Source organism: Pseudomonas sp. GP01-A4, from assembly GCF_058780865.1.
Genome location: NZ_JBYSWF010000022.1, coordinates 35,082 through 51,958 on the forward strand (window position 1 = coordinate 35,082; position 16,877 = coordinate 51,958).

The following is a 16,877-nucleotide window of genomic DNA, read 5'->3' on the forward strand; positions in this document are numbered from 1 at the left end:
GGCGGTGGATCAGTCAACCCATCCACCGACTGGCACACCGCTTTCGCGAGCAAGCCCGCTCCCCCACTTCCAACTGCGGTGTTTAGAAAGCCCAGTCCAGGCTCAAACCCACCCCATGGACTTTCTCCTTGCTGGCCAGCAGGCCGTTGTAATCCAGATTCACCTTCGCCTCCTTGCTCAGCGCCAGGCTGACCCGCGCCCCCACCAATGCCGCATCACGCACCATCGACGAACTCTCCACAGTGAACGAAGGGCCGCCCGAGGCAAACGCCAGGTGCCGCTCGGAATCGACGCTGCTCAGGTTGTGCTGCCAACCCAGGGTGCCGGAAAGCTCCAGTTGCTGATGGTCATTGATATTCAAGGTTTTCAGCGCTCGAGCACCCAGGGTACTCAACACCACATCGCGGCTGTCATCCCGGCCCTTCAAGGCCGCCGCATCACCCTTCTCGGTAAACCCATCGGCATCCAGATGCACGTACGCCAGGTTGGCGAACGGTTCCAGGGCCAGGGGTTGCAGGTTCAGGCGATACGCCGCCTCGGTAAACACCTGGGTACTGCGGGCATCCACCTTGGCTTTCTGCTTGCCGGCGACTTCACCGTATTGCAGCTCGCGCTTCACATCGGCGCGGTGCCAGCTGTAGGTCGCACCACCGCTCAAGCGCAAGGCACCGATTTCATGCCCGGCATACGCACCCAGGTGATAGCTGTCCACCGATGCCCGGGAATGGGTGTCGCTGCCCATGTTCAGCGATGTATCGCTGTACCCCGCCACCAGGCCTACACGGGTGTCTTCATCCAGCGCGCCGTCCACACCCGCCAGCATGCCGCCGATGGAGGTGGTGTAGCCCGCCGTATCGCTGCCGCTGTTGGTCTTGCCCCAGGCGCCCAACGCCTTGACCCAGACGTTGCCACGGCTATCGACGGTCTGGCTCGATGCGCCCATTGCCCCTTGCTGCAAACGCTCGCCCACGGCTTCGCGCAGGTAGCGGTTGTCATTCACCAACGCGGTTTCCAGCGCCGGGTAGATCTCCCCGGACAGCTGCTGGAATGCACCCTGGGCCGAGGCCGCATTCGGCGCCAGCAACAGGCTTTCGTACACGGCGTTGCCCGCGCCCAACTGCTCGGCAGCAGCGGCCACCGAACGTTGGTTCGGGGTGGCGGCCACACTGGCAAAGGTGTTGGCATTGCGCCCCACATCCAGCTGCACGCCGTTGGCGGCGTAGTTCAGGGTACCGCCGATAAACAGATAGTTGGGCAGCACCGAACCGAAGCTGCCGGTAATCCCGCCTGCAGCCTGCAGGATGTTGTACTGGCGACCGATCAGGCTTTCGGCCTGGGTCTGGGTCAGCAGCGTCGGGCTGTTTTCCAGGGCCAGGGTCACCGTGCCGCCGCTGAGGGTGGCCTTGCCACCGGCGACGATGCGATCACTGTTGGTGGCCGACAACTCCACCGCATAGGTGGAGCCCGCCGCGAAGTTCACATCCCCGGCCACGTTCAGGGTGCCGATGGAGTTGCCCGGCGCCACGGTACCGCCGCTGTTCGCTGTCAGCGAACCAATGCGCCCGGAACCACCCACTACCCCGCTGTTACTGACGGTGACGTCGGAGGTGATCGAGCCATTGATCGCCAGCAACCCTTGGTTGACTAGGGTCGGGCCGCTGTAGGTGTTGGTGCCGGTCAGTACCAGCGCGCCAATGCCCTGCTTGGTCAGGCCGCCATGCCCGGAGATATCGTTGCTCCACACATCCAGCCCGCAATGCACATCGGTGCACGTGCGCTGGGTCGGTTTGCCGGCATCCACCACGGCGCCAATCCCTGGCAGGTCCGCGACAAACTGGCCGGAGCCGTAGGCGCCGTCGATACGAAACTCCGCCGGGATATCCTCAGCCGTCACAAACATCCCCGGGCCGTTGATGGCCTTGCCCAGGTTGATCATGCCCCAACCGTACAGCGAGTCGATGCCCGGTGCGCCGAGGTCGGTCGCGGTGGTTTTCAGCAGCGTGGAGATCTGGTCGCCGCTCATGTACGGGAAGCGCTCCATCAACACCGCTGCACTGCCGGCCACATGCGGCGCGGCCATGGAGGTGCCGTTGAAATTGGCGTAGTCGGTGGTCAGGTTTTCCAGGGAGGTGCCGTTGATCACCGAACTGTAGATCTTGGTGCCGGGGGCCGCGACGCAGAAGCTGGCGGCATACCCGCAGCGCGAGGAAAACGTACTGATCACGTAAGGATCGGAACTGGCGGTGTCGGGATTCTGTTGCAAGGCCGCCACCGACAGCCAGTTGGGTGCAATCTCCGGCACGAAGTACGCCAGGCCCGAGATCGCATCCGGGTTGTTGCGGTTGTAATCGTTTCCGGCGGCAAAGATCGTCAGCACGCCGCTGCGGGCCGCATCAATGGCGCCCTGATAAGCGCCACCTGCGATCGTCCCAAGGATCGGCCGAATGTTATTGAACTGCGCCTGGGCTTCATTGACCGTGAAGTTGGGGAATGCCGGATCTCGGCCGCCCTTGGCGTACTGGTCACCAATGCCGATGCCCCAGCTGTTGTTGATAATGCGCGCGCCGCTGGCCACCAAGGCATCCCAGCCGGCTTTGTAGACCGCACCGTCGTTGCCCAGGATGATCCCGTCTTCGGGGCCCGGGTCACCGTTTTCGGCGCTGATGATCTGCGCATCGAACGCCACGCCGTGCATTGGCCCGCCGTCGCGGTTACCCGCGGCGATGCCGCCTACGTGCGTGCCGTGATTGCCGAGCTTGCCGTTGGAACCCAGGGAAGGCGTGCCGTCGTAGCGAAACGCATCCCCGGCCTTCACCGGGATGTACGGGTCGGTGTATTGGCGAATGCCTTCGGTCACGATCGTGACCACTTTGCCGGGGCTGGCGAATTCCGGATGCTGGGCATACACCGGCTGGTCGAAGATCCCCAGCTTCACGCCCTTGCCGGTGTAGCCGGCGGCGTAGGCGGCGTCTGCATGCACGGCGCCCAGGCCCCAGTCGGCCTTGAATTCATTACTGCGCCAACTGGCAGCATCTCCCAGTTTTCCGGTTTCCACGTAGGGTGCGGCCTGGGCGGTACCCAGGCTGGCCAGGCAACACAGCAACGCGCCGTATGGCACGCAGTTCAGGGCCTTGAGCGGGTAGCCCGGGCCTGTTGGGATGGCGGATTGAAACCCTCGTTTTGTTTTTTTCACGGTGACCTTCCTTAGTTTTTATTGCACTTGTATAAATCACGTTTCTCCCAAGCGTCGCCGACCCCATATGGGAGCGGGCTTGCTCGCGAATGTGGTGGCTCAGTTACAGGTGCGTCGACTGACACACCGCATTCGCGAGCAAGCCCGCTCCCACAGTTGACCTCTTTCGGCCTCAGGATCTTGCTCAGAACTGCCAGTTCAGGCTCAACCCCACGCCCTGGATTTTTTCCCGGCCAGCCAATTGGCCGGTGTAGTCGAGGTTGACCCGTGTGCTTTTGCTCAACGCCAGGCTCGCCTGCACGCCCACCAATGCCGCGTCGCGCATCAACGGCGAGCTTTGCACCGCAAACGACGGCCCTCCGGCGACAAACGCCAGGTGCTCTTCGGATTCAACGGCACTCAGGCTGTGCTGCCAGCCCAGCGAGCCGGAAACGTACAGTTGCTGGCGGTCATTGAGGGGGAAGGTTTTTGCCGCCCGCAGGCCCAGGGTGCTCAGCACCGCATCGCGGCTGTCACTGCCACGCTCCAGCGCGGCGGCGTCGCCCTTCTCGTGAAAACGTTCGTTGTCCAGATGCACGTAAGCCAGGTTGGCGAACGGCTCCAGCGCCACCGAGGACACGTTCAAACGGTAGGCCGCTTCGGTAAATACCTGGGCACTGCGCGCATCCAGCTTGGTCTTCTGCTTGCCGCTGACTTCGCCGTACTGCAAGTCGCGTTTCACGTCGCCGCGATGCCAGCTGTAGGCACCGCCGACGCTCAAGCGCCAATTGCCCAGCTCATGCCCGGCGTAGGCGCCGAGGTGGTAGCTGTCGATGGACGCCGATGAATGCGTGCCGCTGCCCATGTTCAGCGAGCTGTCGCTGTAACCGGCCACGAGACCGGCACGGGTCTGCTCGTCCAGCGCGCCGTCGACACCGGCCAGCATGCCGCCCAGTGAGCTGGTGTAGCCTGCCGTGTCGCTGCGGCTGTCGGTCTTGCCCCAACTGCCGAGCGCCTTGACCCACACGTTGCTCTCACCGGTAACCGGCGTATGGCGCAGGCGCTCGCTAACGGCATCGCGTAGCTGGCGGCTGTCATTGATCAGCATTGTGCCGATGGCCGGGTAGATTTCTCCCGACAGCTGCTGGAAACCCGACTGCGCCGTGGCTGCCGAGTCTGACCGCAGGATGCTTTCGTACACCGGATTACCGGCGCCCAACTGCTCGGCGGCCGCGGCCACCGAACGCTGGTTACGAGTGGCACCGACACTGGCGAAACTCGCATCACTGCGGGCAATGCCCAGTTGCACACCGTTGGCGGCATAGTCGAGGGTGCCGCCGAGGAACAGGTAGTTGGGCAACACGGCACCGAACTGGCCCTGGACCCCGCCCGCCGCCTGGAGGATGTTGTACTGGCGCCCCACCAGGCTTTCCGCCTGTTGCAGGCTGAGCAGGGTCGGGCTGTTTTCCAGGGCCAGGGTCACGGTGCCGCCGCCGAGGATTGCCTTGCCCGTGGCGACAATCCGGTCGCTGGTGGTGGGGGTGAGTTCGACCGCATAGGTGGAGCCGGCGGCGAGGTTTACATCCCCGGCCACCTGCAAGGTGCCCACGGAATTGCCCGGCGCCACGGTGCCGCCGCTATTGACCTGTAACGCCGCGATGCGACCGGAGCCGCCCAACGTGCCGCTGTCATTGACCGTCACCGCGGACGTCAGCGAGCCATTCACCGCCAACCGGCCGCCATTCACGGTGGTCGGGCCACGGTAGGTGTTGTCGCCCGCCAGGATCAGGCTGCCCGCACCGGATTTGGTCAGGCTGCCTTCGTAGATACGCTGGGCCGCGGCTGCCGCACGGGCAGTGCCAACGGCATAGTCCGTCTGGTCCTGCTGACTCGCGCCGGCGCCCACGCCGTTCTCCCAGCCCTTATCGCGCAGGGTTTGCTGCCAGGCCAGGGTTTCGGCGCTGTCTTCGGCCTGACGCTGGATCAGCGCCTTGTCGGAGATCGCATTGCTCCACACATCGCCCTGCCCGGCCGCCAACGTGACATTCATCGGCCCGAGCAATTGCCCGGGCCCGTGCATTGCTCGGCCAAGATCCGGCACGCCCCAGCCGACCTGAGTGGTCGGTGCATCGGTGACCGCGCCATTGAGCTGGGTGGCCGTGGTCAACAGCACCTGCAAGGCCTGTTCGTTGTTCAGGTATGGATAGCGTTCCATCACCAGCGCCAGTGCGCCGGTGGCATGAGGCGCCGACATCGAGGTGCCGGATTTCACCCCATAACCGCCATCGGGAATGGTGCTGTTGATCAACGCCCCGGGGGTGGAAATGCACCAGTACTTGGCGATGCCGCACTGGTTGTATTTCTGGTTGTTCGCCTTGTCCAGGCCCGATACCGCCAGCCAGTGGCCTTCCAGCTCCGGCTGGAAATAAGGCAAGGCCGAACGCACGCTGGCGTTGGCGTAGCCGCTGTTGCCAGCACTGAACACGTTGATCACCCCGGCCTTGGCCACCTCCGCAGCGGCATCCAGCCAGGTGTTCTGGTTGTAGTGCTGGGCATAGGCAGCGTGCAGGTCGCCAATGGTCTGGTAGCTGACATCCTTGGGTTGGCTGCCCCAACTGTTATTGATCGCGCGCACGCCGGCATCCACCAGCGCGCTGTACACCGCCTTGAAGTACTTGGGGTCTGGCGTGGGGCCGAACAGGAAGCTGTCGCTGGCGTTGGTGTTGCCGACGTAGATCTGCGCGTTGTACGCCACGCCGTGCATGCCCACGCCATCGCGGGCCGCGCCCATGGTGCCGGTGACGTGGGTGCCGTGGGAGTCATTGTTTGGGTTGAGCGCGCCGGTGGTCGTGAAGGGACTGCCATCGACATAGGTGCCACTGGCGGTGACCGCGTGATAGCGGTCTTTTGAGGCTTCGGGATGGTTGGGGTCGAAACCCGAGTCCAGGGCGCCGATCTTCACGCCACTGCCGGTGATGCCGCTCGCATAGGCCTCGTTGGCTTTCATCCGGTCCAGGCCCCAGTCGCTCTGGAACTCGGCGGTGCGCCAACTGCCGGGGTCGCCGACTTTTCCGGCTTCGATGTACTGCCCGTGGGCCGCCACTGACAGCAGCAGCAAGGAGCCTGCGGTGAAGGGTTTGAAGCGAGGTGAACCAATGATCATGAACAGTCCCTTTTCTTATTGTTGAAATACCTGTGGCGAGGGAGCTTGCTCCCGCTGGAGTGCGCAGCGCTCCCAAGATCTTGGGGCCGCTACGCAGCCCAGCGGGAGCAAGCTCCCTCGCCACAACAAGCGCCCTTGCCACAGAAAGCTCCCTTGCCAAAACAAGCGGCCATGCCACCAAAGCTCCCTTGCACCAAGTACCACTCGTCCAGGCATCAGCGGCTCTCAGGACCAAACGCCTCGTCCACCTTGGCCAGGTCGGTGTCACGCAAGTTGCCCGCGTAGTAATGCAATTTGGTCCAGGCCATCAGGTAGTCGTACCGTGCCTGGGCCAGGTCGCGACGGGTGCTGTACAGCTGCTGCTCGGCGTTCAGCGCATCGAGGTTGACCCGCTCGCCGCCGAGGATGCTTTGCTTGGTCGAGACCACCAGCGCTTCGGCCGAAGTCAGCGCCTTTTGATACGCCCGCAACTTGCTGACGCCCGACAGGCAAGCACTGAACTGGCGTCGCAGTTCGATCAGGGTTTCGCGGGTCTTGCCTTCCAGTTCGTACTCGGCCTGCTCCATGGCGCGGCTGGCCTGGCGGGTGGAAGCCGAGACGCCGCCACCGGCATACAACGGCATGCTGACTTCGATGCCGATGGTGTTGGTGTCGTAGCGCTGGTTGTAGGTGTTGCCGCTGTCGGATTCCTGCTGGCGCGAGCTGGCATACGCCGTGATGCGTGGCAGGTGCCCCGAACGGTTGCGCTCCACTTCATAACGCGCCACTTCCACGGACTGGCGTTGCGAGGCCAGGTTGGGGTTGTTGGTCAGCGCCAGTTCGTGCCAGGTGTCGTAATTGGCCGGGGTCAGGGTGAAGGCGGCAAACCCCGGGTTCAGCGGCGCCAGGTCGTTGATATTGACGCTCTGCACGCCAATCAGCGCCCCGAGTTCGCGCAGCGAGGCGTCCTGTTCATCCAGCGCCTGGATTTCCTCGGCAGTCGCCAGCTCATAACGCGACTCGGCTTCCAGGATGTCGGTGCGGGTGCCCTCGCCCTGCTGGAACAGATGCTGGTTCTGCTGGAACTGCTGCTCGTAGGCCTTTTTCTTGGCGCGGGCAATGTCGATCTGGTCCTGGGCAAACAACGCCTGGGTGTAATAGGTCAGCACCCGCACCAGCAGCGCCTGGCTCTTGTCGCGGAAGCTCTCGTCGGCAAACAGTGCCTGGGCCACGCCCTTGCGGTAGTTGGCATAGGCTTCGTAGTCGAACAGCGGCTGTTGCAGGGTGAACGTGGAGCCATAGCTGTTGTAGTTGCGGTCATCGTGATAATTGCCGCCGCGCCCGTCGGGCAAGGTGGCCTGGGAGTTGTTGCGGCCCTTGTTGTAGTTGTACGAGAGCTTGGGCAGCAGGCCGGCGCGGCCGATGGTGCGGTTTTCCAGGCCGGCGTCGCGCTCCTTGATGGCACCAAGGAATACCGGGTCGTTGCGCAGGGCCTGTTCGTAGACATCGAACGGGCCCATGGCGGCCTGGGCGTTGCCGCAGGCGAGCAGTAAGGCGATGAACATCGGCTTCATGCTCATTCCTCGGTCAACGCCGAGCCAGCGCGGTCCAGCAGCGGCTTGAACAGGTAATTGAGCAAGGAGCGCTCGCCGGTGCGGATGAACATCTCGGCGGGCATCCCCGGCTTGATCACCAGGCCATGGAGTTTCTCCAGGGCGCTGCTGCTGACGGTGGTGCGCAGCACGTAGTAAGGCATGCCGGTTTTTTCGTCGAGCATCTGGTCGGCGGAGATCAGGCTCACCTCCCCCGGCACCCGCGGCGTGCGGCTCTGATTGAAGGCGGTGAAGAGAATGTCCACCGGCAAGTGCGCACCGACCTTGTCCACCAGGTGCACCGGCAGGCGCCCTTCGACTTCCAGGCGGGTGTCCTGGGGCACGATTTCCAGCAGGGTTTCACCGGCACGCACCACGGCGCCTTCGGTGTGCACGCCCAGGTTGACCGCGATGCCATCGGCGGGCGCGTTGATCTCGCTGTGCTGCAGGTCGAAACCGGCGGAGGTCAATTGTTGCTCCAGGGTCAGGCTGCGCAACTGCGCGTCGGCCAGTTGGCTGCGCACTTCCTTCTGGTACTCCTCGCTGTGCTGCTGCAACTTGAGGCGCGATTCGAGGATGCCCTGCTCCACCCGCCCGCTTTCGCCGGTGTTCTGCGCCAGGTCCTGTTGCACCTGGGACAGTTGCCGCTGGTATTCCATCAGCCGGTTGCGCGGGATGTAGCCGTTGTCGGCCAGGGGTTGCAGGTTGTTCAACTGGTCACGCAGGGATTGCGCCTGGGCCGTCAGATCACTGCGGGCGCGGCGCATGCCGTTCAGTTGCGCGGTGGCACCCTCGATACTGGCGCGAATCCCGGCCTGTTCACGGGCAAAGGCTTCGCGGCGGCTGCTGAACAGTTGACGCTGGCCTTCGAGGACCAGTGCCAGGGCTTGGTCCGGGTTGCCGCTCAATTGCGCCGGAAAGGTGATCGTCGACTGGTTATCCCGCTCGCTCTGCCACCGTGCCACGCTGGCCCAGGCCATGCGGTACTGGGCTTGCAGGGAGTGCACGTCGGCCTGGTTCTGCGTCTGGTCGAGACGGAACAGCGGCTGGCCCTGCTTCACCGCCTCGCCCTCACGCACCAGGATCCGGCTGACCACGCCGGGGCTCAGGGTTTGTACCGCCTTGCGCTTGCCCGAAACCACCACCGTGCCTTGTACCGGGATCCCCTGGTCCAGCGGCGCCAGACTGGCCCAGAGGAAAAACCCGCCGGCGCCGACCACCGTCAGCAGCCAGCCCATGCGGGCGAAGAAACGCGCGTCGTGCTCGGGATGGGTCTGTTCGTAATCGCGGTTGATTTGAATGCTGCTGTCGCTGCTCATGCGCCTGGATTCCTTCCGGCTTGATACTGACGGCTGAGGCTGACCCCGGCCTTTTCTCGTGGTGCTTCCTGCTGGCCGGACAGTGCGCGCAGCACGTCCTGGCTCGGACCAAATGCCTGCAAACGACCTTCGTTCAGCACCAGCAGCTTGTCGGCCTGGGCCAACGCCGAGGAACGGTGAGTCACCAGCACCACCGTGCTGCCCTGGGCTTTCATCTGCATGATCGCGCTGGCCAGGGCGGCTTCACCCACGGTGTCGAGGTTGGAGTTGGGCTCGTCGAGCACGATCAGGCGTGGCCCGCCGTACAGCGCGCGGGCCAGGGCGACCCGTTGCTTCTGCCCACCGGACAGGCCGCTGCCCTCGTCGCCGAGCACGGTGTCGTAGCCGTGGGGCAAGCGCAGGATCAATTCGTGCACACCTGCCTGTTGGGCGGCCTGCACCACCAAATCCGGGTCGGCTTCGCGAAAGCGCGCGATGTTGTCGGCGATGCTGCCGCTGAACAGTTCGATGTCCTGGGGCAGATAACCGATATGCGGTCCGAGGTCGTCGCGGTCCCAGCGATGAATGTCGGCTCCGTCCAGGCGCACGGTGCCTGCCAGGGTTGGCCATACGCCCACCAGCACGCGGGCCAGGGTTGATTTGCCGGAGCCGGAAGCACCCAGCACGCCGAGCACTTCGCCCGCAGTCAGGTTGAAGCTGACTTGATGCAAGGTCGGCACACGTCGCCCCGGCGGGCCTGCGCTGACTTGCTCGAAACTCACATTGCCCTTGGGCGCCGGCAAGGCCATCTGATCGCCCTGGGGCGGAAACTCGCGCATCAGGTTGTCGAGGCGCTGGTAGGCCAGCTTGGCCGAACTCCATTGCTTCCACACGGCAATCAACTGGTCGATGGGGCTCAACACCCGGCCCATCAAAATGGAGCCTGCGATCATCATCCCGGCGGTCATGTCGCCCTTGATCACCAATAGCGCACCCAGGCCCAGCACCAACGATTGCAGGCACAGGCGCAGGGATTTACTCAGGGAACTGATGATCGAGCCGGTGTCGCTGGCCTTGTTCTGCAGGCCCAGGAACTGCGAATGCACCTTGAACCAGCGCTTGCGCAATGCACCGAGCATGCCCATGGCCTGGATGGTCTCGGCGTTATGCAGGTGGCTGGTGGCCAATTGGGTGGATTGCTGGGAATAACCGCTGGCTTCACCCAGAGGCTTTTTGGTCAGGTATTCGTTAAGGCACGCCAGGGCAATCAGCAGCACGGCACCGGCACTGGCCAAGACACCCAGCCACACGTTGAACAGGAAAATCACGAACAGATAGATCGGAAACCACGGCGCGTCGAAAAACGCGAACAGCGCAGGCCCGGTGATGAATTGGCGGATGTGGGTCAGGTCCCCCAGGGATTGCCCGCCATGGCCTTCGCCCCGTTGCAGGTTGCGCTCGAAAGCGGCCTTGTAGACCCGCAGGTTGAAACGCCGCTCCAGCTGGCTGCCGATGCGAATCACGATAAAGCTGCGGATCACCTCCAGCACACCGATAAAGGCGAAGAACCCCACCACCATCAGCGTCAACATCACCAGGGTGGTTTCGTTCTGTGAAGACAGCACGCGGTCGTAGACTTGCAACATATAAATCGACGGCACCAACATCAATACGTTAATCAATGCCGTGAAACAGCCAATACTGATCAGAATACTTTTGTAGTCGCCGAGTGCCTTGAACAATGGTGCAACGGGAGTGGTCTTCGCCATGTTGCCTGATCTTCCCTGAGCCGAATGACGCGCAATAGTTTACCGAGCGCCCCAATAAGGGGCGGGCAAACATTAAAATCGGGTTATATCGATATAACGAACTATTACGGTGCGCGTTGTAATATCAATACCGCGCCGGTTTTTGCGCGACCTTCATATTCGCCTTCTTTCTGGCGATTCAAATGGGTTATGCCGGTGCCTTCGGCATTCATCAGCCAAATACCATCGGGAGTAGGCGTCCAACTAACGGGGGCTTCCCCCAGCCATTGTCCGGCGCACTCCACATCGCCCCCTAACGCGTTAGCCTGCTCAATCAAATCCAGTGCGCACACCTGCTCTTGCTGATGCAGCGCCCAATGCCCGGCCAACTGCGCGGAAGTAGGTAAAACCAGACTGCTTGCCATTGCTGTGGCTCCTGCCGACATAAGCAACACCTGGAAACTCCAGGCCACGGTACTGCGAAATAGCGTCATCACCTTCGCCCGTTCATGGGGTGGATGCAAGGGCAGAGGGCGGCGCGTGTGCGCCACCCTCCTTTACGCGTGTATCAGGCCACGATGTCGGTGACGGCTGCCTGGCCAACGGTGGTGACGAGGAAATCCGCCACGCCGTGCCCGGAGAAGTCCACGGCCAATGTGCCCAGGTTGGTACCCGAAGCGTAGGACAGCACCGCGTCGCCGGCATGACCGGTAAACGCGTTGACGAAGGTCAGGCCTGCACCTTTGGTGATGCCGGTGAGGTCGATCTTGTCGGAACCCGAGGTGAAGTCGAAGATCTTGTCGGCCGCACCCGGCTTGGAGTCGGAGCTGGCGCCGAACACGAAGGTGTCGTTGCCTGAGCCGCCCCACAGCTGGTCTGCACCGCCGCCGCCGAAGATGATGTCGTTGCCGGCACCGCCCTTGAGGACGTTGGCGGCTGCGTTACCGATCAGCAGGTCGTTGCCCGAACCGCCGATGGCGTTCTCCACGGTCACACCCTTGGCGATGGAAACGTTGCCCACCAGGCCGCCAACGTCGGAGAACGAGGTTTCATTGAGGTTGATCTTCTGGTTCTGGGTAAAACCGGAGAAGTCCAGGGTGTCGTTGCCGCCACCGTCCCATACCGAGAACACCAGCTTGTCGGCCGATGAAGTGGCGCTGAGGAAATCACGCCCGGTGTTGGAGTTGAAGCCGTAGGTGGTGTCACCGGCACGGGTGTTGTAGTTGGCGCCGTAGAGCTTCTGGATCGCGGCGATGTCGTCGATCAGCGGGCCGGACGAGTAGGCTTCTACCCCGCCTTTGCTGAAGTTCTGGTTGGTGTTGCTCTCGCTCCAGTAACTCATGACGCTGTAGCCACGCGTGTCCTGTCCATAGTCCGCGTCTTTGTACGAAGGGTTGCCGGTCCCGGCGTTGTAGTCGCCAGGGTGGTCCAGGCCCAGGGTGTGGCCGATTTCGTGGGTCAGGGTCTGCCGGCCATAGTTGTTCAGGTCCGGGGTCTTGTTCGGCGTGTAGCTGTTGTTCGTCAGGTACCAGGAAGTGCCGTCAAGGCCGCTTTCGTTGTACTTGGCGTTGGTGCCTGGCAGGTAGGCAAAGGCCGCTGCGCCGTCCTGGCCGCCGCTGTAGTTGCCGAAGGTCATGTGGAAGTCACCGCCCGAGGCTTTCTCGGTGAAGGTGACATTGGCCACATCGGCCCAGGATTGCATGGCCAGTACGGCCTGTGCTTTCTGCTGGGTGTTGAACTGGCTGAACCCGGTGATCCCATGCTTGTTCATGGTCGCGTTCGAAGCCGAAGTCAGGAAGGTGTAGGTGAGATCGATCTTGCCGTTGCCATCCACGTCCCGGTACGCGGCGTTCTCACGCAGCAGGTGGTCGGCGGCCTGGTCAACGGTGAACGACGGTTTGCCATTGACCGTGAGGTTGCCACCGCGGTCGTATTGATGGCTAAAGCTATCGATCTGGGTGTAAGCGGTACTTGCTTGAGCCGCCGACACAATAGCTTTGTCTTTTACTTTTGACATAAACGTACTTCCTTGTTTGCAAGTGGAACAGTTTTTGTCCGACCGGACCCACTCTGGCGAGTAAGTCCGATCACTCGCCCCTTTTGAAGGCGAAAGAAAACTGACACAACCTGAAATCATTCGTCCAGCGGTTTTTATCCAAGGATAAAGTTGGGCCGGTGAACAAAACCTGCAAACACTGGTAAATAGCGCCTTATTTAAATCCAGCTATTTAAATATTAAATACTCCTAAAGACATTTAGCCACGAATGGATCCAAAGTATTGACTGAGGTGCACTAAGAAAGTGTCACCGTGTCATTGTTAGTATTGATTGGCCACTATTTAAGTGTTTGTCCCGTATTACCGGGACAAGACTTAGTTTACTTACTGGCCGCGCCAGCCGGTTTGGCGCAATGCCTGCAGGAGCGTGTGGGCATCCAGCGCGGGCACCCGCACACCCTGGTCGGTGGTCATGTCTTCGCCGGCCACTATGGCATTAATGATCGCCTCTTCCACGGCCTCCGCCGCCGCGCTGAACAGCGGTGAAATGTGGTCGTTATTGACCATTTGCAGGGCTGTGCTGAGGGGCGAGCCCTTGCGCCCGTAGTCGGCCACCGGCAAATCCTGATTGCCGGTGGCGAACGCCAGGAACAGGTCCCCGCTGGAGTCCTCGGTACCGCCACCCGTGCGCGCAATCCCGATGGACGCGCGTTGTGCCAGGCGCTGGCATTGATGGGGCAGCAACGGCGCATCGGTGGCGATGATCACCACGATGGAGCCCATGCCGGGTGTGCCGCGATCGGCAAAGGGTGACGGGATGTCCATCAATTGCCGGCCTACCGGGTAACCATCCACGCGCAGTTCCTGACGCTTGCCATGGTTGGCCTGCACCAGCACACCGACGGTCCAGCCACCCTGCTCCGCCGGCAAGCGCCGTGACGCGGTACCGATGCCCCCCTTGAACTCATGGCAGATCATCCCGGTGCCGCCGCCCACGGCGCCCTCCGCCACCGGCCCGGATTCGGCGTTGGCCAGCGCCTTGCGCACATGCTCCGGGCCGACGTGCTGGCCCCAGATATCGTTGAGCAAGCCGTCGTAGGTTTCCATCACCACCGGCATGCACCAGTACACGGCGGGGTCTTCGAGGCTTTCGCGCTCCAGGGCGATCAGCGTGTCGCGCACAATCCCGATGCTGTGGGTGTTGGTGATCGCCAGCGGCGTGGTCAGCAACCCTGATTCGCCGATCCATTCAAGGCCCGTGGCGTCGCCATTGCCGTTGAGCACGTGGTAGCCGGCAAAACATGGCTGATACCGCGCGGCACCGGCCCGGGGCTGGATCGCCGTCACGCCGGTACGTACCTGTTTGCCGTCGATGCGGGTCTTGATCGTACTGTGGCCGACCCGAACCCCTGGAACGTCGGTGATGGCATTCAACTCACCGGGCGTACCCAGTCCCAAGGTGATGCCCAATTGACGTGCACGCATAACCACTCCTTACAATTTCTGAAACGCCGGACTCAACCGGCCACTGATGCAATACAGGATCACCGACAGTGCCAACAGGCCGATGATAATCATGATGTCGCGAACCGAGGCGGCAATCGCCAGGGTCACCAACAGGTAGCCGGCGCCCAGCACCGCCAGCAAGGCCGGCACCGGCCACAACGGCATGCGATACGGGTGCTCGCGGTCACGCAACAGAACCCGGCTCATCAACGCACTCAACGCCACGATCAGGTACACCAGCATGATCAGCAGCACGCTGAAAGACGTCAGGTCCGCCAGGTTGGAGCTGAAGCTGAGCAATGCCGAAGGGACCGCCAGGAACAGCGTAGCCAACCACGGGGAATCCCAGCGTGGATGAATCCGGGTGAAGAGTTTGTTGATGGTGGGTGTCCACAACGCATCGCGGCCGCTGCTGAACACCACCCGGCCAATCTGGATGACGATGGCGACGATGGCGTTGAACACCGACAGGAAGATCCCGGCGCTGACCAGCCGCGACAGGGTTTCGTTACCGTGGCTGGTCAGCAGGTAGCCGATCGGGTCGGGGCTGCTGATCATCGCGCTGAGGGATGGCGCACCGATCAGCAAGGCGGTGATCGGCACCAGCTCGATGACCACCACCAGGCCCAGGGACCACAACACTGCCTTGTGCACGCCCCTGCCGCCGCACTTCATGTCTTCGGCCAGCAATACGGCGGGACCGTAGCCATTGAACGAGAACAGGCCGATGCCCACCGCGCCGATGACCAGCGCCCAGGGCGCCAGGTGCAGCACGCCGTTCTCGACGATTTGCGGTTGCAACAGCACGCTGACCGGCTGCACCGGGTTGCCGAAGCCGATAAACACGATCACCAGCAACGCCGCCACTTCCAGCAGCAGGCAGGTGCCGGTGATCCAGGCATTCAGCTTGATATTGAGGATACCCAGGGCGTAGCTGCACACCACAATCACCAGGGCCACGGTTTGCGAATCGAATTGGGTGCCGAGGGCGTTATTCAGGTAAGTCGCCGCCCCGGTGGCCAGTACCGGCGGGATAAACAGCAGCATCACCAGTACCGTGAGGAACGTCGCGTAGCCGGCCATGCCGCCGAACACCCGCTTGGCATACACGTATTCGCCGCCGGCGCTGTTGTGGGCACGCCCGAGTTCGGCGTAGCAAAAGGCGAACATCAGCGCGAGCAAGGCGGCCATCACAAAGGCCAGGAACACCCCGCTGCCGGCCTGCTGGATGGCAAACGGCGCAATCACGAACACTGAACTGGCCGGGGTGACCGCCGAGACGGTGATGGCCACTACATCGAATACGCTCAGGGTGGGTTTCAGCACGCCGTCGGGCGTGGAAGGAGCACTCATATCGTTATCCTCTTGATTGTTCTTGGTTTGAGGCAGAAACGAAAAGGTGAAGCGGCGCAGGGTATGTTCCCCACTGACTGACGGCCAACTTAAACACTCTGTGTAAATCGGCCAATTCCCCTATTGGAGTACTCCCCTTGACGCCGCCGGGCAAAAGTCGAACCCTTGCGGCCTGAATCCTTAGCGTGGAGCTGCACATGAGCCTGTTCAGGGAAGTCGGCATGCACGCGGGCCTGGGGCGTACCGTCGCACAGATCGGCACCGGGCGTTTCTGGAAGCAACTGGTGCTGTTGCTGCACCAATGCCTGCCCTTCGACAATGCCCTGGCGATCTTCTACCCCGCCGATGGCCCGCCCGAAGCGCTGGAAGAATACGACGCACAACCGAGCAGCAAACCGGCGTCGATGCTGGTTTATCTGAATGGCTTGTATCTGTTGGACCCGTTTTTCCAGGCGTGTCGCGAGGGGTATGCCAGTGGCGTGTACCGCCTTGAGGAAGTGGCGCCGGATCATTTTCGCCAGAGTGAATACTTCCTCAATTACTTCCACGACAACGTGCTGGAAGACGAGGTGCAATTCATCCTGCAATTGCCGGGTGCGGGGACTTTATCGCTGTCGTTGGGGATGCAGCGGTTGTTTACCGGCGAGGAAACGGGGTTGATGACCATGCTCGCGGCCTGGGTGTTGCCGTTGATGCAGCAGCATTGGCAGCAAAGCACCCAGCGAGTGGCCGCGCCGGCGGAAATGGCCAGCCAGATACGGGACGCGTTGAGTCATTTCGGCTGTGGTGTGTTGTCGGAACGGGAGCTGGAAATAGCGCGATTGGTGTTGCGCGGGTTTTCGTCAAAAGCCATGGCCGAACGGCTGAATATCTCGCCGGATACGGTCAAGGTTCACCGCCGGCACCTGTATGCCAAGCTGGATATCTCGTCGCAGCCGGAGCTGTTTTCGTTGTTTATCCAGTCGTTGGGGCATGACTTGGAGAATCCTTAATGATCGTTCCCACGCCCTGGACGCTCCGCTTCCGCTTTTGAAGTCGTGACGCGGAGCGTCACAGGATGCATTCCCAC

At 62.2% G+C, this 16,877-nt stretch carries 10 protein-coding genes; 1 reads left to right on the top strand and 9 read right to left on the bottom strand.

Annotated elements, in window-relative coordinates:
- Window positions 1-82: 82 nt before the first annotated feature.
- From AC3WKX_RS15030 to AC3WKX_RS15070, 9 genes are all read right to left on the bottom strand, one after another.
- Window positions 83-3,160, bottom strand: a complete 3,078-nt coding sequence (locus tag AC3WKX_RS15030) for an autotransporter domain-containing protein (protein WP_371858904.1) — start codon at window positions 3,158-3,160, stop codon at window positions 83-85.
- Window positions 3,161-3,377: 217 nt separating this feature from the next.
- The gene (eprS, locus tag AC3WKX_RS15035) at window positions 3,378-6,335 is read right to left on the bottom strand and encodes an autotransporter serine peptidase EprS (protein ID WP_102604637.1); all 2,958 of its coding nucleotides are present in this window, start codon (window positions 6,333-6,335) and stop codon (window positions 3,378-3,380) included.
- A 215-nt stretch (window positions 6,336-6,550) separates the two neighbouring features.
- On the bottom strand, window positions 6,551-7,888 hold the full coding sequence (locus AC3WKX_RS15040) for a TolC family outer membrane protein (RefSeq protein ID WP_102604636.1): 1,338 nt from the start codon (window positions 7,886-7,888) through the stop codon (window positions 6,551-6,553).
- A 2-nt stretch (window positions 7,889-7,890) separates the two neighbouring features.
- Window positions 7,891-9,225 carry an HlyD family type I secretion periplasmic adaptor subunit gene (locus AC3WKX_RS15045; protein WP_008433775.1) on the bottom strand — a complete coding sequence of 445 codons (1,335 nt, stop codon included), beginning with the start codon at window positions 9,223-9,225 and terminating at the stop codon, window positions 7,891-7,893.
- Window positions 9,222-10,973 carry a type I secretion system permease/ATPase gene (locus tag AC3WKX_RS15050; protein ID WP_102604635.1) on the bottom strand — a complete coding sequence of 584 codons (1,752 nt, stop codon included), beginning with the start codon at window positions 10,971-10,973 and terminating at the stop codon, window positions 9,222-9,224. The genes AC3WKX_RS15045 and AC3WKX_RS15050 overlap by 4 nt, the downstream gene beginning before the upstream one ends.
- A 104-nt stretch (window positions 10,974-11,077) precedes the next feature.
- Window positions 11,078-11,446, bottom strand: coding sequence for an AprI/Inh family metalloprotease inhibitor (locus AC3WKX_RS15055; RefSeq protein ID WP_158213549.1), 369 nt, complete (start codon window positions 11,444-11,446; stop codon window positions 11,078-11,080).
- 74 nt (window positions 11,447-11,520) lie between these two features.
- Window positions 11,521-12,969, bottom strand: a complete 1,449-nt coding sequence (locus tag AC3WKX_RS15060; RefSeq protein ID WP_008433780.1) for a serralysin family metalloprotease — start codon at window positions 12,967-12,969, stop codon at window positions 11,521-11,523.
- Between the two features lie 364 nt (window positions 12,970-13,333).
- The gene (locus AC3WKX_RS15065; protein WP_102604634.1) at window positions 13,334-14,434 is read right to left on the bottom strand and encodes a DmpA family aminopeptidase; all 1,101 of its coding nucleotides are present in this window, start codon (window positions 14,432-14,434) and stop codon (window positions 13,334-13,336) included.
- Window positions 14,435-14,443: 9 nt separating this feature from the next.
- On the bottom strand, window positions 14,444-15,808 hold the full coding sequence (locus AC3WKX_RS15070) for an APC family permease (RefSeq protein WP_003217116.1): 1,365 nt from the start codon (window positions 15,806-15,808) through the stop codon (window positions 14,444-14,446).
- A 197-nt stretch (window positions 15,809-16,005) separates the two neighbouring features.
- Between AC3WKX_RS15070 and AC3WKX_RS15075 the strand changes: the two genes are divergently transcribed.
- Window positions 16,006-16,800 carry a helix-turn-helix transcriptional regulator gene (locus AC3WKX_RS15075; RefSeq protein WP_008433783.1) on the top strand — a complete coding sequence of 265 codons (795 nt, stop codon included), beginning with the start codon at window positions 16,006-16,008 and terminating at the stop codon, window positions 16,798-16,800.
- Window positions 16,801-16,877: the final 77 nt, after the last annotated feature.

Coding starts and splice junctions, on each gene's coding strand:
- AC3WKX_RS15050 (WP_102604635.1), bottom strand. CDS start 10,973: ATGGCGAAGACCACTCCCGTTGCACCATTGTTCAAGGCACTCGGCGAC.
- AC3WKX_RS15070 (WP_003217116.1), bottom strand. CDS start 15,808: ATGAGTGCTCCTTCCACGCCCGACGGCGTGCTGAAACCCACCCTGAGC.
- AC3WKX_RS15060 (WP_008433780.1), bottom strand. CDS start 12,969: ATGTCAAAAGTAAAAGACAAAGCTATTGTGTCGGCGGCTCAAGCAAGT.
- eprS (WP_102604637.1), bottom strand. CDS start 6,335: ATGATCATTGGTTCACCTCGCTTCAAACCCTTCACCGCAGGCTCCTTG.
- AC3WKX_RS15075 (WP_008433783.1), top strand. CDS start 16,006: ATGAGCCTGTTCAGGGAAGTCGGCATGCACGCGGGCCTGGGGCGTACC.
- AC3WKX_RS15045 (WP_008433775.1), bottom strand. CDS start 9,225: ATGAGCAGCGACAGCAGCATTCAAATCAACCGCGATTACGAACAGACC.
- AC3WKX_RS15040 (WP_102604636.1), bottom strand. CDS start 7,888: ATGAAGCCGATGTTCATCGCCTTACTGCTCGCCTGCGGCAACGCCCAG.
- AC3WKX_RS15055 (WP_158213549.1), bottom strand. CDS start 11,446: ATGACGCTATTTCGCAGTACCGTGGCCTGGAGTTTCCAGGTGTTGCTT.
- AC3WKX_RS15065 (WP_102604634.1), bottom strand. CDS start 14,434: ATGCGTGCACGTCAATTGGGCATCACCTTGGGACTGGGTACGCCCGGT.